The sequence below is a fragment of the Streptomyces sp. NPDC102406 genome, from assembly GCF_044765725.1.
In the GTDB taxonomy this organism is placed as follows: domain Bacteria; phylum Actinomycetota; class Actinomycetes; order Streptomycetales; family Streptomycetaceae; genus Streptomyces.
In genome coordinates this window covers 49,828-72,096 of the sequence record NZ_JBIWKP010000011.1, presented here as the reverse complement: position 1 = coordinate 72,096, position 22,269 = coordinate 49,828, and the positions used below count along the sequence as shown (strand labels likewise).

Genomic DNA, 22,269 nt, shown 5'->3' with positions numbered 1-22,269 from the left:
GGCGATACGGGCCACCACGCCGACCGGAGGGCAGGGGGGGGTAACTCCACCTTCAAGCGGGTGGTTGGCGGTATCCCGGCCTGAACCCTGATCGAAAATACTGGGCTCACATCAGGTCGTCACCAACCAGAGACGAGTCTTTCGTGTACGAGTTCCCGCACGCTGCCAACGGTTCACGCACGTCCGCAGGGAGAGGCCGCCCGCGAGGGGAGCGCAGGCCGCGGGCCGCTGCCGTCGGGATCATCGCCACGGTCGTGATGAGCGCCGGTCTCGCCCTGCCGGCCTCGGCTGCCGGTACCGCGGACGCCTCGGCGGGGCGGGATGGGCACGCGGCCACCCGGGCGGCCCTGGAGTCGGTGGTCCAGGACGGGGTGCCCGGGGGGAAGGTGCTCGTCGAGCTGGGGACCGACACCTGGGCGGGACGTGCGGGAACCGCGAATGTGACGACCGGCCGCAAGCCGCGGGTCGACGACCGCTTCCGGATCGGCTCGATCACCAAGACCTTCGTGGCGACGGTGATGCTCCAGATGGAGGAGGAGGGGAGGCTGAGCCTGGACGACACGGTGGACCGCTGGCTGCCGGGCCTGGTGCGAGGCAATGGGCACGACGGCAGCAAGATCAAGATTCGGCAGCTCCTCAATCACACCAGCGGGATCTACAGCTACACCGACGACGCGGACTTCAAGCGCAAGGAGTTCAGCACCGACTTCCTCAAGCACCGGTACGACACCTGGACACCCCGCCAGATCGTCCAACTGGCCATGAAACACGAGCCCGTCTTCGCCCCCACCGGCGACGGCGACGAGTGGAGCTACAGCGACACCAATTACGTCATTGCCTCCATGGTGATCCAGAAGGCCACCGGGCACTCGTACGCCCGTGAGATCGAGCGGCGGATCCTGCGCCCCCTGCACCTGGACGCCACCACGGTGCCGGGGACCCGTGCCCGCGTCGCGGGACCCAGCGGACGTGCCTACTCCAAGCTGACCGGGGAACTGGCCGGAGTGGGAGAGCCGAACAGCGTGACCTACGACGTCACCGAACTCAACCCCTCCGTCGCGGGCGCCGCCGGGGAGATGATCTCCAACAACCACGACCTCAACCGGTTCTACCGGGCCCTGTTCTCCGGCCGGCTCCTGAAGGCGCCTCAGCTGATGGAGATGATGACGACTGTCTCGCCCAAGAACCTGCCGAACTTCTCCTACGGCCTGGGTCTGATGAAGATGACGCTGTCGTGCGGCACCGATATATGGGGGCACAACGGCGGTATCCAGGGCTCCATTTCGCAGTCCATGGCCACGGCCGACGGTAGGCATGCGCTGTCGCTCAACTTCAACGGCGACTGGAACGTCCACGAACAGCGGGTCCTCGACGCCGAGTTCTGTGGCTCCTGAGCTTGTCGTTCAACCTTGACGTGAGATGAGGTGAGGCCCGATGAAGCTACCCCTCACTATGCACCGAACACGGCTCGGGCCAGCCGAGTACAAAGTCATCCGACCAGCCCAGCCGTTGGTCCACGCCGTACTCGCCGACCACGATCGACACGTGGACGCCTATTTCGATCAGAACGCCGCACGGAGGATCGGCGCTTTGTGGACACTCGCTGCCTCTTCGCCGCGCTCACTGATCCACCTGCCGATGCGCGGCAACCCGGTCCCCTCCCGCGAACTGCCGGAAGACGGCGCGCGTCAACTTGACCTCGTGCTGCTGCATCACTCACTCCAGTTCGCGCCGTCTCGCTGGAAGGAGGTGCCTGGAAGGAGCTGCGCAGGCGACTCGGGCCGGGCCGTCCGCAGACCGTGACACTGCCAGCCCCAGGACACACAGGCGACGCCGTCATCGACCCCGAGGCACGGCACTACGCGGACAACCGGGACCTCTTCCACCAGCACCTCCACGCCGAGACCTTGTTCATGACCGGCAGCGCGAAGGTGTTCAGGGAAACCGCCCGGCACTTCCTCTGTACGGGTACGCAGCCGGGGCCGTGACATTGCCCGAAACGGCCCCGGCTACGTACCCGTACATCCGAGCTACCCGCACTTCTGCACGGCGCTCCATTCCAACGACGGCATCCTCGGAGACGCGCGCGAGATCCACATGGAGTGCTGCGACGAGTGGGACTCATCAACCGACCGACGGGGCCCCGCCGCCCATGACGTTTCACCAGCACCTTCAGCACCTCGCCGAAAGCGCCCTCGCGTCCATCCCGGCCGCGGAGGCCGCCGACATCTACGTCGTCTCCTTCTCCATCGACGATGAGGACGACGACCCACGTCGGCCTGCCCTGACCATCGGCTACAACACCCACCTGTTGCCGACTCGCCCGCAACCTCCACGCGACCTGTGTCATCGAAAGGTCCGGCGCGACCGACACGTGCCGGTGATCCAAGGCCTTGTACCTGGCTGACCTGAACGGCTGGATCCGGTCCGTGTCGATGCAGGACCACTACAACCTCTTCCACCGGGATGCGGAGCGGGGTATGGCTCCGCTCTACGCCGACCAGGGCATCGGGGTGATGTCGTGGAGTCCGCCGGCGCGGGGCAGAGTGACGCGGGCCTGGGATACCGCGACGGCGCGTGCGGAGACAGATGAGGGCGGCAGAATCCTCTACAGCGACGGCGATCAGGCAGTGGCCGCGCGCGTCCATGAGATCGCGGGCACGAGCGCGTCCATGAGATCGCGGGCAAGCGGGGTCTGTCCCGGCCCAGATCGCCTTGGCCTGGGACATGGGGGACCCGGTGGTGACCTCGCTCATCGTCAGGATCACCAGGCCGGCCCAACTGGCCGACGCGGTCGCCGCGGTGGACGTCGAACCCGACGAGGACGGGGTCGCCTACCTGGAGGAGCCCCACCGGCCGCGGTGCTGTCCAGGACGGTTCCGATGCCGTGATCACACCGGCCACGGCAAGATCATTCCCCTCTTTCGCGCCCGTCCTGCCCGAGCGCGATGCGGCAGCGTTCGACCTGATCGGACACCTGCTCCATGAACCAGCGCATGATCTCGTAGGGGACTATGTGTTCATCATGGCTGTGAATGTGGACGGTGGGTTCCAGACCCGGATCCTCGTCGGGGACGAACGCCACCAGGAAGGCGGCTCCAGGCAGGTGCCTCTCGGCGCTGGGGTTCTCGGCCCACCCGGCCGGAGTAGCCACGGCCTCGCTCAACTCCACAGCCCAGGCATCGTCGGGCAAGGCATAGTGGGACTGGACGGCGTAGTGACGTCCGGCATGTTCCCGCAGCTCGGCTGGCATGACGGCAGGGTGCCATAGGTGCGAGGGCCGAGTCTCGGCGGCCCGGGTTATGGAGTCGGTTGTCCACACTTCGTCCTGACGGCTCGGCCGCGGATGTGGCGCCTCGCCCCCCCCTGGACGGAGCACGCGCTTCACGGAAAGACGAGAGCGGTCTGCCCGCCCGGGCGGCGGACTCGGCCGACTGCCCGTTCTCCTGACCCAAGCAACTCGCGTTCCAGCTCTGTGCCGGCGGGGCTTCTCTGCTGTTGCCAGGCAGCACCGAGCATCCCCCCGGGGGCACCGGCGGGCTCAGCCCCGACACGACCCGGTTGCGACCTGATGAAGCGTGGGGCCAGCCCACGGTATGAGCTACGAGCGTGTGCTCATGCGCTTCAACCCGAGTCCGCGCGTATCGCATCCGCTGCGAACCGATGACCCTTCCGGCGACTCCTCAGGCTCGGCGGGCGACGGCTTCGCAGGTGGTTGCCTCAGCCTGATCGTGCTGCTCATCGAAATCCCGGTGACGCTTTTGCTGGGCCTGGTCCTGAGCCTGCGTGGTGGATGGTCCGACGCCCACGACTCCACCGTGCCCCCGACGATGGACTGGCTCCCGACTCTCTGGCTTGGCGGAATCACACTGGCCGTACTCGTGGCCGCCCTCGTCTTCCTGTGCTCGGGGCACCCCTATGCCGGAACGGTCCAACTGCTCATTGCAGCCATGGCGCTGGCCTTCGCACTGTCTGCATGGCACGACGCGTACGACCGCGCCCATCCGGCTCCGCTGCCCACGTGCCCGACGAGCGCAGGAACGCCCTGTCCGGCTACGGACCGGTGATCTTCCGGTGGGGACACTGGTGGAGCGCCGGTCACTCGGTGAGGCGCGTGACGGCCCGGCGATCACCGCATTTCCCAGGCGCCGTCGCGCATCATGTGCCGTCCGACATCCGCCGCAGGCACTCGTCAAGCTGCCGGATAGAGTCCGGGTCTGATCGGGTCCGGCTGACGGGCCCGCGTATGGGGGTGGGAGCAGCAATGACCGAGGTGGCCACGGGTGGGGCATCGTGGGAGATCGACGGGAACACCGGGGGTGAACTGGCGGGCCGCTGGTGGAAGTGGGCGCTGTCGGCGCCGGACGACCGCAGCCCTGTCAAGGACACGACGGGGGAGCACGCGGCCTGGGACCAGCCGGACGATGTGTGGTTCCTCGCCGGCACGTACGGGGGCCGGACAACCCGGACCTGCCCGCTGCCGGCCGGTCGGCCGGTCTTCTTCCCGGTCCTCAACATGCAGCACTCGCGCAGCCACTCGAAGACGCCTTTGAGCCTTCCGGTTGCCGAGGCTTTGGCCCGCCTCAACGGCATGCCACTGCAACTCTCCGAGTTTGCCGGACCGTTCAGGACGCGGTTCACGCGGCGCTACGCATGGGGACTGTGGGGTGTGCTCGCGCCGCTGATCCCCGGCCAGTACGTGCTGGAGATCAAGGCGGACACGGGTGAGGGGTTCTGGGTGGACACCACCTACCACCTGACGGCCACTGCGGACTGACGCGCGGCGACGCGCCTGACCGACTCTGACCGGAGCCGGGCTGAGCTGGTCCGTGTGTACCGGCCACCTGCTCCTGGACGCCTTGTGCGGCCGGGCCGGGGCCGGGCAGCCAAGGCTGGAGAAGCACAGCCGAACGCCCCGGTCGCGCAGGGATCATGGGCCTGTCTCCCGACCCGAATGGTGCCACTGCATGAACGCAGCACGCATAGCGGAACTGGAGCAACGGGTGGCTCAGCTCCAGTAGGTGGTCGTCGCGCAGTCGACCAGCCAAGGGCGGCAGCGCGCAGTACAGGGTGTGGCGGGTGTCGGGGCGCCGTAGCCGTCGCGGATCATGGTGCCGACGGTCGCTGACGCCATCGTGCAGGGCGGGTCGACGACGACCGAGGAGAACGCCAGGACCCGGCGCTGCAGCCGTTCCGCGTCGGCTGCAACTGCAACGTGCATCAAGCATAGGGCGGGGATGCCGAGCAGGTCGCCGGGTGTGTGCGCCATGTCGCCCGCGAGCAGGTTCAGCGCTTTGTGCCCGGCCGCGAGGGCCTTGACGGCGCAGGTGTCCAGAATGATCACGTGGCGTGGCCCCGGGAGGCCAGGATCGTCTCGGCGGCGATCCTGTAGGGGTTGCTCCTCACGTCGAGGTCCTGGTCGCACTCGGCATCGCTCACCTCGAGCCCGATGAGTCGCCACGCCGCCTCACGGTCGGCCGTCAGCCGTCAGCCGTCAGCCGTCAGCCGTCAGCCGTCAGCCGTCAGCCGTCAGCCGTCGGCCGTCGGCCGTCGGCCGTCAGCCGTCAGCCGCTCGGCGCGCTGCGCCGCGGTGGGCTGTTCGGCGGCGAGGGCCTCGATCAGATGTCCCAGACTCAGTCCGCGCTCCTCGGGCGAGCTCGGCGAGATGGTCGCGGACCTCGCCGGGCACCTGGATCGTCGTCGTTGCCGTAGGCGCGCTACAGGACCACTACGGTGCTGTGTAAGGGGCAACCAGCCTGAACCGCAATGGCCTTGGCCTGAACCGGTTGTCAGGACTGGGGAGCTCCGCTCTCGCTCGTGCGGAGAAAGGTGTCGAGCCGGTCGGTGAAGCCCGGCGCCGAGGCGACGAAGTGCCCGGCGCCCGGGTGGACGGTGCGTTCACCGTCGAGCGCGAGTGCGAGAGCATCACAGATTTGCTCGTGCGCGCCCGCGTGTCCTCCCGAAGCGACCAGGACCGGGACGCGAGCGCGGCGGATGAGGTCGAGCCGTGGACGCGCCTGGCTGGGCAGCCGTGCGCCGTGCGCCCGGCGCACACCAGCGACTACATCGAGCGGGAGCGGGCCGTCGTGGACGGATGCGCCCGCGAGACGCAGGAACTCGCGCAGATCGGCGGGGTCGGTGTCCATGCCGTGGGTGAGGACCGTATCGCCCAGGTGCTCGAGTCGCGCCACATCGCCATCGCCGGCGACGAGGTAGGTGAGGGGCGGCTCGAGCAGGGTGAGCGAGCGCACGCTGTCCGTCGCGGCCGCGACCGCGATCAATGCCCCGAGGACGCCGTAGGAGTGGGCGACGACGTGCGGGCGGCCGATGAGCAACGGCGCCAGGTCCAGGGCGTCGACCTCGTAGTCCTGACCTGCCCGTGGCGCCGGACTCGGCGGATAGCCGCGCCGGTGCACGTATGCGAACGTCCAGCGGTCGGCCAGCGCGGACAACGCGCCCCATGTCGTGCGCGGGCCGGCACCCCCGTGCACGAGCAAGACCTCCGGCCCCGAGCCGGCGCGCACCACCACGACATCGTCCACGGGGCGAGAGCATAACCGCGCACACCGTCGCCCAGAGTTCACTCGGCATAGCCCGGACCCGTGATCACTTTCTGCGCCGTACCGCCTTCGACTACCGACGCCGCGACGGACGTTGGGTGACGCAGGCACGTGAGACCTGCGACCGGGGCAACGGCGCCGTCGTCCTGCCCAACGACACCGGACGCGGCCTCGTCCTGCTCACCCGCCGGTTCCGCTACCCGGCCTACGTGAACGACCACCCCGACGGCATGCTCATCGCATGCGCTGCAGGGCTGCTGGACGCGGAGAACTCGCACACCGCGATCCGCCGCGCAAACACCTGGACGGACACGCCCGGCCCGACCGACCGTGGCGGAGTCCGGTGAGACCCGGTCGGACGCTGTCGGCGGCATCGGCCGGGAGCGACCCAACGCACGGTACCGCAAAAGCACTTGGTCTAGACATTGACAGGTCCATACCATTCCGCTTGAGTCGGGAGCGACTGTCACGCTCACCCCTCAAGGAGTGGCCCATGTCCAGACAGCGCCTCCTCGCGTTCCTCACCGCCCTCGCTGTCGCGGTGGGAATCGCTCTTCTGGGACCGATGACAACCACCGCGTCCGCCGCCACGTGCGCGGCGGGCTGGAACGCGACCGCCGTCTACACCGGCGGTTCGACCTCTTCCTACAACGGGCACAACTGGCAGGCCAAGTGGTGGACGCAGGGCGAGACACCGTCCGCCGGCGGCTCCGGAGTCTGGGCCGACCAGGGCTCCTGCACCGGGGGTTCGGGCGGCAGCGGCGGCGGAAGTAGCTGCGACTACCCCGCGTGGGCCGCCGGACGCGCCTATGTCGCCGGCGACATCGTCAAGTACACCAACGGCAACTACTACAAGGCGTCGCACGACAACCCGGGTTACGACCCAACGATCAGCACCTGGTACTGGGACCCGTACAACTGCTCCGGTGACGGTGGCACGACACCCCCGCCCAACGGCTCGTTCGTGGTGAGCGAGGCCCAGTTCAACCAGATGTTCCCGAACCGCAGCTCCTTCTACACCTACAGCGGCCTGACTGCCGCCCTCAGCGCCTACCCGGGCTTCGCCAAGACCGGCAGCGACACCGTCAAGAAGCAGGAGGCCGCGGCCTTCCTCGCCAACGTCAGCCACGAGACCGGCGGCCTCGTTCACGTCGTCGAGCAGAACACCGCCAACTACCCCCACTACTGCGACACTTCACAGTCCTATGGTTGCCCGGCCGGCCAGTCCGCCTACTACGGGCGCGGCCCGATCCAGCTCAGTTGGAACTTCAACTACAAAGCGGCCGGCGATGCGCTCGGCATCGACCTCCTCCACAACCCCAACCTCGTCCAGACCGATCCGGCGATCGCCTGGAAGACCGGCCTGTGGTACTGGAACACCCAGACCGGCCCCGGCACCATGACCGGGCACAACGCCATGGTCAACGGTGTGGGCTTCGGCGAGACGATCCGCTCCATCAACGGCAGCATCGAATGCAACGGCGGCAACCCCGCCCAGGTCCAGAGCCGGATCAACGCGTACCAGAGCTTCACCTCGATCCTCGGCGTCCCGGCGGGCAGCAATCTGAGCTGCTGATCGCGTACTTCGCCGGCCCGGCCCGATCGTGGCTGTGCACGTCCGAACCCGCTGCGGCGGTACGTGAACGTACCGTCGCGGCGGTACGTTCACGCCCGGATGGCCAAACAGCCACTGCTGCGCAGGTTGCAGTTGCTCGAACTCCAGGTGCTGCGCCCAGAGTCCGAGGTCTTCGCCCTGGACGACGCTCGACTGCCCGCGGCTGAAGTACAAGCGGACCGGGGCCGGGGGCCCGAGTCGGTGAGGGGCTCTGTATGCGTGTGCCGCGGTGGCGAGCTGGCCGCTGCCGCTGGGCGGGGTGCGCCACAGGCGCGTGTGGTGCTGGACGACGGCGAGAAGATTGGCGGTGGGGGAGGGGGATGAACAACTCATTCTCCCGTCCCAGTGCGGAGGCATCCGGGCTGGCGGTGAAGGCCTGAGGGGAGACCTGGTTCGGCGAGGGAGCAGCAAGACGGGACGGGGCGGTACGTGCTGTTCCAGGACCGGAATCTTCGCGGCTTGGTCGCCGAGTTGCCGCAGCACATTAAGGGCGAGAGGCCGGGTCAGCCGCAGGACATCAAAACGCAGGCCGAGAGGGAAGGCCGCGAGGTAGGGAGGTGCGCCCCACTGCTCGCGGACCCGCCCGGGGTGCGGGTGCGGGTGTGGGGCCGGGACCGCCGCAGCCTCCGGCGGCGGACGTCCGCCGTCCACATGCCGGGGCCGACCAGGACGTCACCCTCCACTGCGGTCCGAGGCGCCGTCGACAACACCCTCAATGCAACGGTGCGTCAGTCGTACAGGAGGGAGGCGGAGGAGGCGTACGTCGATCAGGCGATCGGCGTCCTCGTCGCCACCGCCCCCATCCCACCCGCCACCGCCTTCACCGTGCTGCGGGAGGTTTCCCAGCGCACCAACACCGAACTGCGCGCCAGATCGCCGTGCTCACCACCCGCTGCACACGCTCACGCACCTGCACCTGCACCTGCACCCGCACCTGCACTTGCACAGGCCGCAGCGCCACCGACCCCGCATCCGAAGCGGCCTGACACCCCGTCGGACAGCCGCGTCCGGACATCGGCACGCGTGCCTCTTCTGCATGCCGAGTGCATTCCGGCCAATCCCCCCGCGTGCGTGGTGTTCATGACACCACCTCGGCAGGATGCGACGCGTTCGCACCTCTGTGCATGCGTGGTGAGAAGGGGGATTCATGACGTTGAGGACAGCTCTCGGCCGATCGGGAAGAACACGGGCACATAGGGGGAGAGGCGCACCCCGGTCACGGAAGTGGGCCGGTTCCGTGGCGGTCGCCGCCATGGTGATCGGCTGCGCCCCCGCCGCCTTCGCACAGGACGCCAAGGACGCGCCGGTCAGCGGCGAGCGGGTGTCCGTCGCCACGGCGGCGTCGCAGGCGGCGGACGTCGACCGGTCCGTGGTGCTCATCCCGGTCAAGGACCTGGCTGCCGCGCAGGAGGAGAGTCGTAGGACCCACTCCCTCACGACCAGTGCCGACGCCGGCAAGCCCGTCCTCCTGTCACCCGCGCCGGAGCTGCCCGCCGTCGGCCTCGCCACCGCCGAGCGGCAGAACCGGCAGACCGCGGCCAAGCATGCGCAACAGGCCGCCGACGCCGGGAAGGCCGAGAAGAACGCGAACGACGGAAAGACCGCCGACGGCGGGCAGGCAGCCGGAGCCCTCGCGGCACCCGCCCCGATCGGCGACCAGCCCGACCCCACACTCCTGGACGAGTGCCTCTCCAAGGACGACGCCGACTCCGGGTTCGGCCGAGTGCACAACCGCTTCACCTACTGCAACGAGCGGCAGGGCGCGGTCGAGTTCTACTGGGTCGTCAACGGGCGACGGATCTGGCGCGGCACCAACACGTTCACCTACCAGATCTTCGCGCAGGGCGACAACACCAGCCGACGTATCCGGATGTTCTCACGGGTCGTCGAGGATTCAGTGCGCTACAACTGGCTGCTGAACTGGGACCAGTGGTTCACCGGCCGCGATGTGCGACTGAACCTCATGGCCAACTGCCCGGACGATTTCGCGCTCTGCCATGCGGCGCCGAGCTCCGTCAGCCTGCCGTTCGTCGTCTGGGACAACAATGACGACTGGTACAACTGGGACGTGTACGGCCATGATTCGGCCGGCGTCGGACGGGACCTGATCACGCTGAGCCGGTTCCGGATGGAGTTCTGGGGCGAGGGCGCCGGCGCCGTCGTGCAGCGTGGGGTGAGCCCGTCGCGGTGGATGCGCTGCGATTCCGCTTCGTACTTCTCCCAGGGCACCACCGTCTATCCGAAGGCCTGCGTCTTCAACGAGGTGACGCCACGGCTGAACTACGTACTGGCTTCCGACTACCGGTCCGTGGCGCAACACATCTACGACGCCCAGTACTTCCCCAACACCACCTACCCCCTGCTGGTGCCGCCGGGCGTGCCGCAGCCCCGGGACAAGACCATTCCGGGCAGGTACGACCCCGACAACGCGAACGCGCCGGGCCTGCACCGGATCACCGAACTCCTGCATCCGGGGGAGTACAAGGCGAACGGTGACCACAAGGACGGCGCCTGCTACAAGACCGGCCCCGAAGCGGCGCTGTATGTCGACACCGGGTTGCCGGTCCGGCCCGACACTCCGGCGGAGCAGTGCGACGAGTACCCGTTCGCCTCGACGCTGGAGGGGGCGGCCAACCCCAACTGGGACTTCTCGGTCAGGGCCGTGCCGCAGCGGGACAACAGCATCGCCGGTGGCCTGCTGGGCTCGTACTACAACGACGACCGGATCCTTGCCTGGGACCCGGCTCTGCCCGACACCCTCGCCAACGACCGCTTCTACGTCCACATCGAGTAGCGGGCCAGTAGGTTCGGCGGCGGGGCCCTGGTCTGCCGGGGCCTCGCCGCCGGTCTTTGCCGTAACTGCCGCCGCCCCCTGTTCCCGCCCGATTCCCCGCCCCTCGGGCCGGCATGAACGGATCGCCTCATGGTCACCCCGCCCTTCGACCCCACCCGAGCTCTCGGCGTCGTCTGGTGCGTGACGGTGACCGGGCTGCCGCTACGGGAAGCGCTGCGGCGAGTGGGCGTATCGGACTTCACCGAACGCCCGGACGGTACGGAGCTGGCGTCACGCCGACTCGCCGAGGCCGCGGCGATCCGCGAACGAGCCGTACTCGTGCTGGCCAGACGCGTGGAACCGGGCCGGACGCTGCTGCTGGAGCTGGAGAGTGTGCTGGGCTGGCGCGGCGGGGACCCCGAGGTGCTGACGGACCTCGCAACCATAGCCACCGGCATGGCCTGCTCCGTGGTCAAGGACCCCAACCGGACCTCTGTCCTGTTCGCGGAGAAGGGCGAAAAGGTCCGGGCGGTCGCGAGCCTCGACGCCGTCACCGGGCTGCTGCACGGCAACCCCGGCCTTCATGTGTCGACGGCGCTGTCCACCGCCGGGCTGACCGACTTGTCCGGTGCCGCGGGGAGTTGGACCCCTTCCCAGCGCGCGTCCCACGCCCTTCAGGTCGCTGCCGGCGTGCGGCTTGATCCCGATATGTGGGGTGGTTCGTGGACGGGTGGGCTGTCGGCAGGGTTCATGGGCGCATGAGTGGACGGGTGGGCTGTCGGCAGGGTTCATGGGCTCATGAGTGGGCGGGCGGGCTGTCGGCAGGGTTCATGGGCTCATGAGTGAGTGCCGCGGGCGCGTGCCTTTCCCGGCGTGCCCGCCGACCACGCGCCACCGACTCGATCCCTTCTCGGCTCGGCCGCATCCGAACGCGACATCATCGCTTCAGCTCGCGCGATCCCTGCTTGTCGTCCCCTTGACGAGAATGAGCCCTCCTCTTTAGAGTCATGTTGACTCAAATTGAAGGGGGCTCCTCATGGCCGACATCACCAAGCGCCTCGGCTGGCGCCATCTGTGGGCGGCGCCCACCTCCCACGTACGGCATCACCGTTCGGGACAGCTCGCCCACGACGGCTCGGGGCTGAGTTTCTGGTTCCGGCCGCTGACCGCCGCGCTGTCGGAAGTGCCCGTGGACGACCAGGAGTTGGCCATGACCTTCCACGCCCGCACCGCCGACTTCCAGGACGTCGCCGTCCAGGCCACGGTCACGTACCGGATCGCCGATCCCGCCGTCGCGGCCGAGCGGCTGGACTTCTCCGTCGACCCCGACACGGGCGTGTGGCGCGGCGCCCCCCTGGAACAGCTCGGCACCCTCCTGACCGAAAGCGCCCAGCAGCACGCTCTTGAGGTGCTCGCCCGAACTCCGCTGGCCGCGGCCCTCTCCGGCGGCGTGCCGGCGGTGCGCGAGCGCGTCACCCAGGGCCTCGGCGAGGAGCCGCGGCTGCCCGCCACCGGAATCGAGATCGTCACCGTCCGCGTGATGGCGGTGCGCCCCGAACCGGAGGTGGAGCGAGCGCTGCGCACCCCGGCCCGCGAGCTCATCCAGCAGGAGGCGGACCGTGCCACCTACGAGCGGCGCGCGGTCGCCGTGGAGCGCGAGCGTGCCATCGCCGAGAACGAGCTGGCCAGCCAGATCGAACTCGCCCGGCGTGAGGAGCAGTTGGTCGAGCAGCGCGGCGCCAACAACCGCCGCGAGGCCGAGGAGGAGGCGGCGGCCGACGCGGTACGGGCCGACGCGGAGGCCGACCGGTCCGTACGGCTCGCCCGGGCGGAGGCCGAGGGCGCTCGCGAGGTCGGCGAGGCCAGGGCCCACGCACAAGCGGCCTGGCTGCGCGTACACGGTGACGTCGGCGTGGCGACCCTGCACGCCCTGACCGGCACCCGCCTCGCCGAGAACCTGCCGCGCATCGACAGCGTCACCGTCACCCCGGACCTGCTCACCGGACTGCTCGCGCGGCTCGGCACGCACCAGGAGCCGGGAACATGAGCCTCGCGCCCCGCGCCGTCCTGGTCCATCGCACCACGGAGTACGAGGAGTTGGTCGCCCGGCACGGCACACACGGGCAGGCCGCCTTCTTCCTCTCCTCGCGCGGCCGGTCCCTCACCGAGGTCGTCGAGCGCCACCACCGGGCGCTGCGCGCACTCGCGCAGGTGTCGGCCGCGGTCCCGCTGAACTGGCGGCGCGCGCAGGTGGAGCGGGCCGACCTGGACCGGTTCCTGTTCGGGCCCGAGGACGTCGTGGTGGTGGTCGGGCAGGACGGGCTCGTGGCCAACGTCGCGCAGTACGTCGGGGCCCAGCCGGTGCTCGGCGTCGACACCGACCCCGGCCGCAATCCGGGCGTCCTGGTCCGCCACCGCCCCGACGACGTGGCCAGGCTGCTGCCCGCCGCCTTCGCTCCGTCGGCCGGCGTGGACGAGCTGACCATGGTGGAGGCTGTCACCGACGACACCCAGCGCCTGGTGGCGCTCAACGAGGTCTACGTCGGTGCGGCAGGCCACCGCACCGCCCGCTACCGTCTGGGCCTCGACGGCGACAGGGGTGCCGTCGAGGCCCAGGCCTCCTCCGGGGTGCTGATCGGCACGGGGACGGGCGCGACCGGCTGGCTCCGGTCCGTGTGGCAGGAGCGCGCCACGCAGCCGCGGCTGCCGGAGCCGACGGACGACCGGCTCGCCTGGTTCGTACGGGAGGCATGGCCGTCGCCCGCCACGGGGACGCGGATGAGCGCGGGCGAACTCACGGCCGGCGCGCGGCTGTCGGTGACGGTGGAATCCGAACGGCTCGTGGCTTTCGGCGATGGCATGGAGAGCGACGCGATCGAGCTGACCTGGGGCCAGACGATCCGCTTCGGCCTGTGCCCCACGAAGCTGCGGCTGATCGGCTGAACAGACGCGCGCTCGGGGGCTGTTGTGGCATCCCGCGGGGCCCGGTGGCGGTGGCTCGTGGGCTGCGTTCGCCTTGACGGTCCTTGCCGAGCGAGATCCAGCGCGATGGCACCTCGGCCCGGATCATCACTCAGCTCCAGGCCGAGGCCGAGGCCGACGCCGACAACCTGATCACCGGGGACGTGAACGTCGACTCCACCGTCTGCCGGGCCCCACCGGGACGCCGCCGGGATGGTGAATTGGGGGGCTGCAAAGAGAGCCGCCCGGCAGTGCACCATCGAGCCGGCCGACCGCTGCCCCGCAAACCTCACGACGCTCGGAAAGACAGAGGACCTCTACCCGACCCGTGCCTGCCGTTGGGCGGCGCGCTCGGCCTCAGGGGACCGGCCCTTGGGAGTGGGGGCGTCTGTACGAGTGGCAACCTGTATGGCGCAACACCCACTTCGCCGCACCAAGAAAGAGACGCGCCGCCGTGCCGCATGCAGAACAACACCAGAGGGAACTCCTCGGCCGCCATTCCCGGGTGAGCGGAATGATGCTGGGCCTCGCGCTCGGGGACACCGTGGGAGCAGCCAGGGGCAAGCTGCCGGCCAGAGGTCCGCTGCCGGCGGGTGTCAGCACGCAGTTGGCCTGCTTCACCGCCGAGGGCGTCATCCGTGCCGCGGTGCGCCTGAGCCACAGGGGGATCTGTCACCCGCCGGGAGTCGTCCTGCACGCCTACTGCCGATGGGCGGCCCTGCAGGGCATCGAAGTGGAGAGGATGCGGCGGCGCTGGGCTGCAGGCAGTGGCGGTATGTGGCCGGACGGGTGGCTCGCGGATGTGCCCGTATTGGCTGAGCGGCGTGGCAGCGCTCCGGCGACGGTGACCACACTGTCCCGGATCGAGGGCAAAGACGAGCCCACAGCTACTGCGAGCCGGGGCTCCCATGCGCTGACCCGGTCGCTCCCGATCGCCGTTGCCGGGGACAGGTGGGCCATGGAGGCCGGGAGGTTCGCCGCACTCACGCACGGAGATGCCGGAGCGCAGTCCGCTACCGTCCAAGGCGTGGTATTGGCACACCACTGCCTCACCAACTCCCCTTCGGGGCGCGACCCTCAGGACTCCTCGCACCGCCTCGTGCGAAGCGCGCTGGAGGCGGGTATCGCTGCGCTCGCATCCAGCCAGGGAGCGGTCGCAGTCGGTCACGAGCAGCTTCTGGCGGCCTTCCGGCAGGCCGTCGACCAGCCCGTGAACGCGGCATCACTCGCTCGGCTCGCACCGGACGCGACCACACCCTCCGCTCTGCTCGGCGGCCTCTACGCGGCGGCGGCGTTCCCCGGCCGTGCTCACCTCAGGACCGCACTGGAGTTCGCGGCGGGCGCCCCCGACGGCAGTTCCGTCGCCTGTGTCACCGGGGCGCTGCTCGGCGCCGTACACGGTGTCGGGGCACTGCCCACGGACCTGGTGAGCCGCCATGAACTGGCCTGGGTGATCGACACTCTGGCCCGCGACATGGTGAGCGAGATCGTCGACTCCCCCAGTGGCAGCGATCATGTCCCGGGGTGGGACCCACACTGGCGCTCCCGTTACCCCGGCTGGTGACTCGTAGCTTCGCCGGATGGGGCAGCGGCGCGTCGGCAGCCGACTCCGCGATGATGTGTTCGGCCCGCCCGACCCCGCTGTGGGGCCCGTACTGCGGCCGCGTGCGCCGCACGCGTCAGCGCCGCGTTCGGTACGCCCACCGGTTCGCACACGAGTCTGTGGGCGAGCGGAAGCAGCGTGTGGGCATGCGCCTTCGCCGGAACTGAAGCACGCGCGTCATGCCTATGCCCTGCATGCCGACGCTCGGGCCGGTGCACCCGGCCAACCCGTTCCACGAGCTGCTCGCAGCGACTGGGGACGCGTATGGCGGGAGGAAACTGACGGCCGGGAGTGACGTCGTTGCGGAATCCGATGCGTTGTTTGTAGCTGTTCTGTGCTGTCTGGGACAAGCCATGGCCCCCAGCATCCGCTCGTGTTGCGATGGGGAACCACGGTGCTCCGTGAATGGGAGTGCCGCGCACAGGAGTTACGGGGGAGTCACATGCGCAAGAGAAGCAGGGCTGGTGCGGTGCTGGCCACCGCCGCGATTGCCGTCACCGTGGTGGGAGCCGGCGCGCCGTCTGCCGAGGCGGCCGGTGGGTGCTGGCAGAGCGGTGGACGCTGGTGGTGCAACAACGTGTCCGGGGCGCCCGTCTACGGCACGATGGGAGCGAGCACGCAGTACCCCGACCCCGATGTGATCGTCGGCTACATGTACTCGAACCCCAGTTGGTTCGACTGCAAGATGGACGACCAGGCCTGGGTGGGCGGACCGCACCCGAGGCGCTGGGAGTTCACGAAGGCGGACAATGGACAGTGGGGCTGGATGAAGGACACCGCGATCTCCAGCGAGACGAATCCGTTGCCCAACTGTTGAGCCTGGTGGGTTGAGAATGACCGAGGGCCCCTTGGAGTACCTTGGCCGCTCAGAATTGGCCAGGCCGGGGGCCTCCCACGTATCGATGAATCTGGGGAAGACCTTGCGTGCAGCTCTCAAATTTGGGGCCATCGCCGCCGTTGTCGGCCTGTCACTGACGAGCCAGGCCGCCGCGGCGGCGGAGGGGTCCGGATACCGTCCCATGTCCCATTCCCAGTGCGACGCCGCCGTGAATGTGGTGTGCGGCTGGAGCGGAATCGGCTATGCCGACAACACCTACGCGTGGAAATACTCCACCGGCGATACGGGCGGTGCCGTCCGCTCCATCTGGAACAAACGAGGTTCGTGGGTGGTGGTGTACTCCGGCACGGGCTACACCGGCGACCGGTACACCGTCAACGCGGGCGCTTCCGTGCCCGTGCTGCCTTTCCCCGCGCACTCGATCGCCACGAGTGGCTGATCAAACGCCTTCGCAGCTCGCCGCCGGACCGTTCGGTACCGGCGGCGAGCGGAAGCGACAACCGTCTCGGTGCCGCCGATCGTGACGATCTCCTCGGCGGCTGACGGCACTGCAGACGTCACGCAGCCGAGTGAGGCAATGCCTCGCATACCGATGTGGCCCAGGCAACCGGCGTCCTCATCGCCACCGGCCGCCTTGCGCCCACCGAGGCCTGGAACCTGCTGCGGACAGTCTCTCAGCACACCAACGTCAAGCTGCGCCAGATCGCCCTTTGGCTCATCCAGTGGGGCCACACCGGCACCTGGCCTGCTCCGCTGGGCACGGAACTCCGCCGCCAACTGCGCGCACATCGCGCCCGCTACGCCTTCCGCCGTGTCAACGGGAAGGGCCTCCGCACAGGATCCGGGTGGGGAGGCACTTCCCGCCTCCTTCTCCTTTTCCGTCTCCACGCGGCTGCAGATGCGGCTGCGTCGGGGGACACCCAGAGCATGGCGCGGCGCGGGTGCCTACGGGGGCAAAACGGGAAAGCGCCTGCAGGGGGCATGGACCGCGCCCCAGGGCGAACCCAGGCGGCAGACCGGGGCGGTGTTTCCTCGCAGAGGCTGCCGCGGTTCGGGCGCCTTGGGTCTGGCGAAGCGCCCAGGGCGCTGCCCATCCGAGAGACCGTGATGAAGTGCCCGGCCAGGCAGGCCCACACTGCGGTCCCCGTGCTCCGCCTCCCGCATCCCGGCCCGACGACCATGCCAGCCGTTGTGGTGTGACCTGCCGGGGCAGCGGGCGCTGACGCCTCCCGCTGCATCGGCGCCCGCGGTGGAAGCGGGGCCGGCCGAGAGGGGAGCTACAGCACGGCCGGTCCCGCACACCCACCACACTCCTCTGTGACGCCCACTCGTAGGGCTGACGGCGGTGCGCATCTCCTCTACGCCAACGGACAGGCAGGCCCGGTGCGCGGCGGACGGGGCGGCACCCAGGGGTTGGTCCGAGCACCGTCTCGGGTGCACGTGTGCTCGGGTCGAGCGCGACGGCCGATGGTGCGCACGGCCCGTGCTCCCGAGGCGTCGGCGCTCTGCCGCACGTTGATGCCACCGGTTGAGGCGGGTCCCGGCCGGGGGCGGGGAGAACGCGGCCGGGACCTGCATGAAGACGTTGCATGAAGACGTTGGCGGTCAACCGCGCACGTGCAGACCGAAACCCGTGCGGCCCGCCGGTTCCAGTCCCTCCTTCAGGTGCAGCGAGGGGATCTCGTAGTCGCCGAAGTTCTGCCGCCGGAACGCGATCGGCTCGGTCGACTCCAGAGTCAGCAGGCGCTGCTCCCAGGCCTTGGCGATGTCCGGGTAGTCCTCGGTGGTCGTCCGGTCGGCGCCGTACAGCACGAACGGCGGCAGCACCTCGATACCCGGGTAGTAGAGGATGCCGTGCTGAATCGGAAACAGCAGATCGTCGATGGGTCCATTGATTCCGCGAGCGGCGTAGTGCGGCTCCGGGCCGCCGACGGTCACCGACAGCACGGCCTTGCGGCCCGCGAGAGTGCCTTCGCCGAAGCGCTCGCCGTACTTCGTGTCGCTGTGCTCGCCGACGCCGTACGCGAAGTGGAAGGTGAACACCCGGTCCACCCAGCCCTTGAGGATCGCGGGCATCGTGTACCACCACAGCGGGAACTGGAAGATGATCATGTCGGCCCACAGCAGCTTCTCCTGCTCGGCGCGGACGTCCGGGGTGAGCGTCCCGGCGTCGAAGGCCCGGCCCGAGTCCCGGACGACCTTGAGCGGGCTCGATGCGTCGGGGCCGTAGTCCGTGGCGTCCACGACCGCCTTCCAGTTCATCGCGTACAGATCACTCACCCGCACCTCGTGCCCGGCGCTCTCCAGCGTGGACACCGCGAGGTCCTTCAGCGAGCCGTTGAGCGACTTCGGCTCCGGGTGGGCGTAGACGATCAGCGTCTTCATGGGAACTCCTTCGGATCGGATGCCTCCGATCCTGGACGTCCCGCCGTCCGGCATTCAGGGGCTCCTCATCCAACGGACGGGACTTCCTGGTAACGGCAGGACCACCCTCACGGGCCGCTGCCGAAGCCATACTGGACACATGGACGATCTCGCGGGCTTCCTGCGGACCCGGCGTTCCCGGGTCGACCCGGCGGCCGTCGGCATCCCCACCGACAGCCGCCGCCGGGTCGAAGGGCTGCGCCGCGAAGAGGTCGCGCACCTGTCCGGCGTCAGCGTCGACTACTACGTCCGCCTGGAGCAGGGCCGCGCGACCCAGCCCTCCGAGCAGGTCCTCGACGCCCTCGCCCGCGTCCTCGACCTCGACGAGACCGAACGCGGACACCTCTCCCGGCTTGTCCGACAGCGCCGCCACCACGGGAAGGCACCGAGCGGGCGGGTCCGGCCGGAGTTGCTACGCGTCCTGGACCTGGTACGCGACGCACCCGCGCTGATCATGAACCACCGCATGGACGTACTCGCCGGGAACCGCCTCGCCGCCCTCCTCTACGGCCGCCCGATGCCGGGCCTGAACACCGCCCGGCACATCTTCCTCGAGGAAGCCGAGCGCGGTCTGTACGCGGGCTGGGAGAACTGCACCCTCGACGCGGTCGGGCACTTGCGCCTGGCCGCCGGCAAATACCCCGAAGATCCCCGCCTGGCCTCACTCATCGGTGAGTTGGCGATGGGCAGTGAGCGCTTCCGCCGCCTCTGGGCCCGCGCGGACGTGCGCGCCCGCACCCATGGACGCAAAACGTACCGGCACCCTCTGGTCGGACTGCTGGAACTGCACCATGAGAACTTCGCGCTGCCGACCGATTCAGGCATCGAGCTGCTGGTGCTGTCCGCGGCCCCTGGCAGCCCCGCCGAGGACGGACTACGCCTGCTCGCCAACCTGGGCGCGGAGCACGGGGATGCACATTCCCCGGTGAACGCTCAGATCCGCGAGTAACTCGACGCCGCCCACCGCCGGAAAGCCCCACCACGCGAGAAGCCGGGACGGTGTAGGACGCTGCCGAGTCTGCTGGACAGTCCCGCAGGGAGGGTGTGCTCACGTCTCTTAGGTGCTCTTTCTGTGGGGCGGCAGGACTGGTGAAGCGAGAGGGTGGTGCCCGGGCGGGAGCGGCGCCCGGCTCGTTGTGCGGCTGGTGTTGGTGAGGGCCCGGCGTGCGCGGTGGCCGGTTCGAGGAGGCCGGGGCCGGGCCCTCACCCGAGCTGTCTCCCGGGAGGGGAAGAGCGGTTCGTCTCCGTTCAACGCTTGCCTGATAAGCAGGTCACGGCAGGCCCCGACTGCTCACCAGCCACTCCCGGGGTAGACACAGCTCCTCCGCCTTCACGCGCCGTCGAAGCCACCCGCCAAAACGACTCTGCGTCTGCCTCGTCGCCCACGTGGGCGGCCCCGCCTTCGTCAGCCACGCCAGCCACGTGGTGCAGACGCTCGTCCAGAGAGTGCAGCCCAGCGCCTGGCAGAGGACTGAGCTGGGCGAAGTGCGGACAACGCACCCTGTGGTCCTCCCAGCACGTTCCGGCGATGTGATCGGCTCGGGCTTCAGTGCCGATCAGGGGACCGCAAGACTGTTCGCGCGCAGTAGTCCCTGTACTGGGCGAACTGGAGCAGCTCGGCCTCGCCGCCGCCCGGCCTCGCTGCTCCCGACCCCGGGCGGTGCTTCTGCCGGGTCTCCGCGTACCTCTCGCGGACTCCGAGACCATTGGGGACGACGTGATGCACCGGCCCATCGGCCTGAACGTGTCCGCCATCAGCATGGACGGCATCTGCCGCTCTGACACGATGAGACCTGCGGCATTGCGACGATCACGCGGATCCGCCGGCTGGAGTGCCCGGGCCCGCCCGGTCAGCTCGAAGAAGTACCCCTGGAGCGGCGCGCCACCGCCGCCTCCCGGAAGCTACTGGTCCTCAGCCGATGACAACTTCCTCCTCGGAGATGATGCGCCCAAAGGCGTCCAGGTCGATGAAGTTCTCGTGATCCGGGTCGACATGCTTCAGGAAGTTCTCGCAGAAGTAGAACGTGTTGAGGTCGTCCATCGTGTCGAACCATGCCTCGACCACCGAGTCATAGTCCGGCTCGGGATAGTTCGGGGCGGGGACGGGATACGACACCACAAAGCGGCGAATGTACCGCTCGGCCTCCGGGATGGACAGGAGCAGTGGCCTGTGGATGTTGCGCTGATAGTGGGTGAACTCGTCATGCGTCATACCCTCGCGACGCTTCAATGTGATGACCATTTTGATCATGACGGCTATACCTTTTCTCTTCGGTGAGGTGCAATGCGTCGCCCGGCGTCACTGGCCGCGAGGCTGAGCGCGCTGGGGCCGCCGGGACCGGGAACGGCGGGCCCACGCCGGCGGGCACGGACGTTTGGGTGAACCGTGCGTTGTTTCTGGCAGCAAGCCTGCGTCCGGCCGCGGAGCCGATCCAGGCACCAGCGGTACCAGGATCGGCACCGCGGCCGGACGCACAATGGGAGGTATGGACAGACGAGAGCTGGCGGGCTTCCTGCGCGGCAGGCGCGAGCGCATCGCCCCCGCCGACGTGGGCCTGCCCGCCGGGCCGCGCCGCCGCACACCGGGGCTGCGCCGCGAAGAGGTCGCGCATCTGGCGTTCATCTCGACCGAGTACTACACGCGGCTGGAGCAGGCCCGCGGGCCGCGTCCCTCGCGTGAGGTACTCGCCGGCCTGGTCCGGGCCTTGCGCCTGTCGGACGCCGAGCGCGACCACTTGCACCACCTTGCCGGCGCGCCGCCCGGCCCGCCGAACGGGCCCTCACGTGAAGTGCCGCGGAGCATCACCGACCTGCTGCGGCGGCTGCCGCACACCGCGGCCATCGTGCTCTCCGCGACATACGAGGTGATCGCCTGGAACGACATGGCCGCCGCACTCCTGGAGGACTTCTCCCCTCTGCCCCGGCATGAGCGCAACCTCGTGCGCCGTGCCTACCTCGCACCGCCACCGCGCGAGCGGCTGCTGTACGACCCGTTCGACGCGGAGGCGTTCGCCCGCGCCGCAGCCCGGCGCCTGCGGGCCACCGCCGCCCGCTATCCCGACGACCCCGAGGTGGTCGAGCTGGTAGGTGATCTCCTTGCCGGCAGCGCCGAATTCGCCCGGCTGTGGGCCGCCCACGACGTGCGCCCCGAGCCCACCCTGCGCAAGACCGTCGACCACCCACTGATCGGCCCCATCACCCTCAACTGCGACCTCCTCGACATCACCGACCAGGACCAACAGCTCGTGCTCTACACCGTCGAGCCCGGCTCACCCGCAGAAGAGGCACTACGGCTGGTTTCCATGATCGGCACGCAGCGTGTGGACGTGCCCGATCGCATCAAGAGGGCAACTACCGCAGGGGGACCCCTTGGGAGTAGCTGCCGCACGACTTCCCTTCGTACGAAATCGTCTACGACTACTGCGCAAAGTGGGAAGTAGACGGCACTGCTGAGTGGGTTCACGATCTCCTGCGCGACAAGTCGCGACGCGCCCA

At 69.2% G+C, this 22,269-nt stretch carries 24 protein-coding genes and 1 pseudogene; 20 read left to right on the top strand and 5 right to left on the bottom strand.

Features of this window, described 5'->3' with window-relative positions:
• The first annotated feature begins 257 nt into the window (after window positions 1-257).
• The 5 genes from ACIRF8_RS31600 to ACIRF8_RS31580 all read left to right on the top strand — a co-directional run bounded on the left by ACIRF8_RS31600 (window position 258) and on the right by ACIRF8_RS31580 (window position 2,891).
• The gene (locus tag ACIRF8_RS31600) at window positions 258-1,394 is read left to right on the top strand and encodes a serine hydrolase domain-containing protein (RefSeq protein ID WP_404220387.1); all 1,137 of its coding nucleotides are present in this window, start codon (window positions 258-260) and stop codon (window positions 1,392-1,394) included.
• Between the two features lie 151 nt (window positions 1,395-1,545).
• Window positions 1,546-1,803, top strand: coding sequence for a hypothetical protein (locus tag ACIRF8_RS31595; RefSeq protein ID WP_404220385.1), 258 nt, complete (start codon window positions 1,546-1,548; stop codon window positions 1,801-1,803).
• Window positions 1,800-1,988: a hypothetical protein gene (locus ACIRF8_RS31590; RefSeq protein ID WP_404220383.1), complete on the top strand. Its 189-nt coding sequence runs from the start codon at window positions 1,800-1,802 to the stop codon at window positions 1,986-1,988. The genes ACIRF8_RS31595 and ACIRF8_RS31590 overlap by 4 nt, the downstream gene beginning before the upstream one ends.
• Before the next feature lie 164 nt (window positions 1,989-2,152).
• Entirely contained in the window at window positions 2,153-2,407 is a 255-nt protein-coding gene (locus ACIRF8_RS31585) for a hypothetical protein (protein WP_404220381.1), read from the top strand.
• A 28-nt stretch (window positions 2,408-2,435) separates the two neighbouring features.
• Complete coding sequence (locus tag ACIRF8_RS31580; RefSeq protein ID WP_404220670.1) at window positions 2,436-2,891, top strand: hypothetical protein; 456 nt, start codon at window positions 2,436-2,438, stop codon at window positions 2,889-2,891.
• 20 nt (window positions 2,892-2,911) lie between these two features.
• Here the strand turns inward: ACIRF8_RS31580 and ACIRF8_RS31575 are convergent, their stop codons facing one another.
• Window positions 2,912-3,253 (bottom strand): hypothetical protein, encoded by a 342-nt coding sequence (locus ACIRF8_RS31575; RefSeq protein WP_404220379.1) that lies wholly within the window; start codon window positions 3,251-3,253, stop codon window positions 2,912-2,914.
• Between the two features lie 364 nt (window positions 3,254-3,617).
• Between ACIRF8_RS31575 and ACIRF8_RS31570 the strand changes: the two genes are divergently transcribed.
• Both ACIRF8_RS31570 and ACIRF8_RS31565 read left to right on the top strand, forming a co-directional pair.
• Entirely contained in the window at window positions 3,618-4,067 is a 450-nt protein-coding gene (locus ACIRF8_RS31570) for a DUF6234 family protein (RefSeq protein WP_404220377.1), read from the top strand.
• A gap of 197 nt (window positions 4,068-4,264) precedes the next feature.
• Window positions 4,265-4,777, top strand: a complete 513-nt coding sequence (locus ACIRF8_RS31565) for a hypothetical protein (protein WP_404220375.1) — start codon at window positions 4,265-4,267, stop codon at window positions 4,775-4,777.
• A gap of 231 nt (window positions 4,778-5,008) precedes the next feature.
• Here the strand turns inward: ACIRF8_RS31565 and ACIRF8_RS31560 are convergent, their stop codons facing one another.
• Together ACIRF8_RS31560 and ACIRF8_RS31555 are read right to left on the bottom strand one after the other, a co-directional pair.
• Complete coding sequence (locus tag ACIRF8_RS31560; RefSeq protein ID WP_404220373.1) at window positions 5,009-5,344, bottom strand: hypothetical protein; 336 nt, start codon at window positions 5,342-5,344, stop codon at window positions 5,009-5,011.
• A 445-nt stretch (window positions 5,345-5,789) separates the two neighbouring features.
• A complete protein-coding gene (locus tag ACIRF8_RS31555; protein WP_404220371.1) occupies window positions 5,790-6,542 on the bottom strand; it encodes an alpha/beta fold hydrolase in 753 nt (250 codons plus the stop codon).
• Window positions 6,543-6,553: 11 nt separating this feature from the next.
• Between ACIRF8_RS31555 and ACIRF8_RS31550 the strand changes: the two are divergent.
• The 11 genes and pseudogenes from ACIRF8_RS31550 to ACIRF8_RS31500 form a co-directional block, all read left to right on the top strand.
• Window positions 6,554-6,853 (top strand): annotated as a pseudogene (locus ACIRF8_RS31550) (hypothetical protein); the annotation flags it as partial.
• 200 nt (window positions 6,854-7,053) lie between these two features.
• On the top strand, window positions 7,054-8,136 hold the full coding sequence (locus tag ACIRF8_RS31545) for a glycoside hydrolase family 19 protein (protein WP_404220369.1): 1,083 nt from the start codon (window positions 7,054-7,056) through the stop codon (window positions 8,134-8,136).
• A 690-nt stretch (window positions 8,137-8,826) separates the two neighbouring features.
• Window positions 8,827-9,372, top strand: coding sequence for an ANTAR domain-containing protein (locus ACIRF8_RS31540; RefSeq protein WP_404220668.1), 546 nt, complete (start codon window positions 8,827-8,829; stop codon window positions 9,370-9,372).
• Between the two features lie 40 nt (window positions 9,373-9,412).
• Window positions 9,413-10,969, top strand: coding sequence for a NucA/NucB deoxyribonuclease domain-containing protein (locus tag ACIRF8_RS31535; protein WP_404220367.1), 1,557 nt, complete (start codon window positions 9,413-9,415; stop codon window positions 10,967-10,969).
• A gap of 129 nt (window positions 10,970-11,098) precedes the next feature.
• Complete coding sequence (locus ACIRF8_RS31530) at window positions 11,099-11,710, top strand: hypothetical protein (protein WP_404220365.1); 612 nt, start codon at window positions 11,099-11,101, stop codon at window positions 11,708-11,710.
• Window positions 11,711-11,984: 274 nt separating this feature from the next.
• Entirely contained in the window at window positions 11,985-12,995 is a 1,011-nt protein-coding gene (locus ACIRF8_RS31525; protein WP_404220363.1) for an SPFH domain-containing protein, read from the top strand.
• Window positions 12,992-13,891 carry a hypothetical protein gene (locus ACIRF8_RS31520; RefSeq protein WP_404220360.1) on the top strand — a complete coding sequence of 300 codons (900 nt, stop codon included), beginning with the start codon at window positions 12,992-12,994 and terminating at the stop codon, window positions 13,889-13,891. Before ACIRF8_RS31525 ends, ACIRF8_RS31520 begins: the two co-directional genes overlap by 4 nt.
• 532 nt (window positions 13,892-14,423) lie before the next feature.
• Window positions 14,424-15,473 (top strand): ADP-ribosylglycohydrolase family protein, encoded by a 1,050-nt coding sequence (locus ACIRF8_RS31515; RefSeq protein WP_404220665.1) that lies wholly within the window; start codon window positions 14,424-14,426, stop codon window positions 15,471-15,473.
• Between the two features lie 481 nt (window positions 15,474-15,954).
• Window positions 15,955-16,329: a hypothetical protein gene (locus ACIRF8_RS31510; protein WP_404220358.1), complete on the top strand. Its 375-nt coding sequence runs from the start codon at window positions 15,955-15,957 to the stop codon at window positions 16,327-16,329.
• Between the two features lie 85 nt (window positions 16,330-16,414).
• Window positions 16,415-16,789, top strand: coding sequence for a peptidase inhibitor family I36 protein (locus tag ACIRF8_RS31505; RefSeq protein ID WP_404220356.1), 375 nt, complete (start codon window positions 16,415-16,417; stop codon window positions 16,787-16,789).
• Window positions 16,790-16,944: 155 nt separating this feature from the next.
• Window positions 16,945-17,550 carry an ANTAR domain-containing protein gene (locus ACIRF8_RS31500; protein WP_404220354.1) on the top strand — a complete coding sequence of 202 codons (606 nt, stop codon included), beginning with the start codon at window positions 16,945-16,947 and terminating at the stop codon, window positions 17,548-17,550.
• 405 nt (window positions 17,551-17,955) lie between these two features.
• On the opposite strand, the gene ACIRF8_RS31495 is transcribed toward ACIRF8_RS31500, so the two are convergent.
• Window positions 17,956-18,735, bottom strand: coding sequence for an NAD(P)H-dependent oxidoreductase (locus ACIRF8_RS31495; protein WP_404220352.1), 780 nt, complete (start codon window positions 18,733-18,735; stop codon window positions 17,956-17,958).
• 139 nt (window positions 18,736-18,874) lie between these two features.
• On the opposite strand from ACIRF8_RS31495, the gene ACIRF8_RS31490 reads away from it, so the two are divergent.
• On the top strand, window positions 18,875-19,723 hold the full coding sequence (locus tag ACIRF8_RS31490) for a helix-turn-helix transcriptional regulator (protein ID WP_404220350.1): 849 nt from the start codon (window positions 18,875-18,877) through the stop codon (window positions 19,721-19,723).
• 963 nt (window positions 19,724-20,686) lie between these two features.
• Here ACIRF8_RS31490 and ACIRF8_RS31485 read toward each other — a convergent pair.
• Window positions 20,687-21,025: an EthD domain-containing protein gene (locus ACIRF8_RS31485; protein WP_404220348.1), complete on the bottom strand. Its 339-nt coding sequence runs from the start codon at window positions 21,023-21,025 to the stop codon at window positions 20,687-20,689.
• Between the two features lie 235 nt (window positions 21,026-21,260).
• On the opposite strand from ACIRF8_RS31485, the gene ACIRF8_RS31480 reads away from it, so the two are divergent.
• A complete protein-coding gene (locus tag ACIRF8_RS31480; protein WP_404220346.1) occupies window positions 21,261-22,214 on the top strand; it encodes a helix-turn-helix transcriptional regulator in 954 nt (317 codons plus the stop codon).
• Window positions 22,215-22,269: the final 55 nt, after the last annotated feature.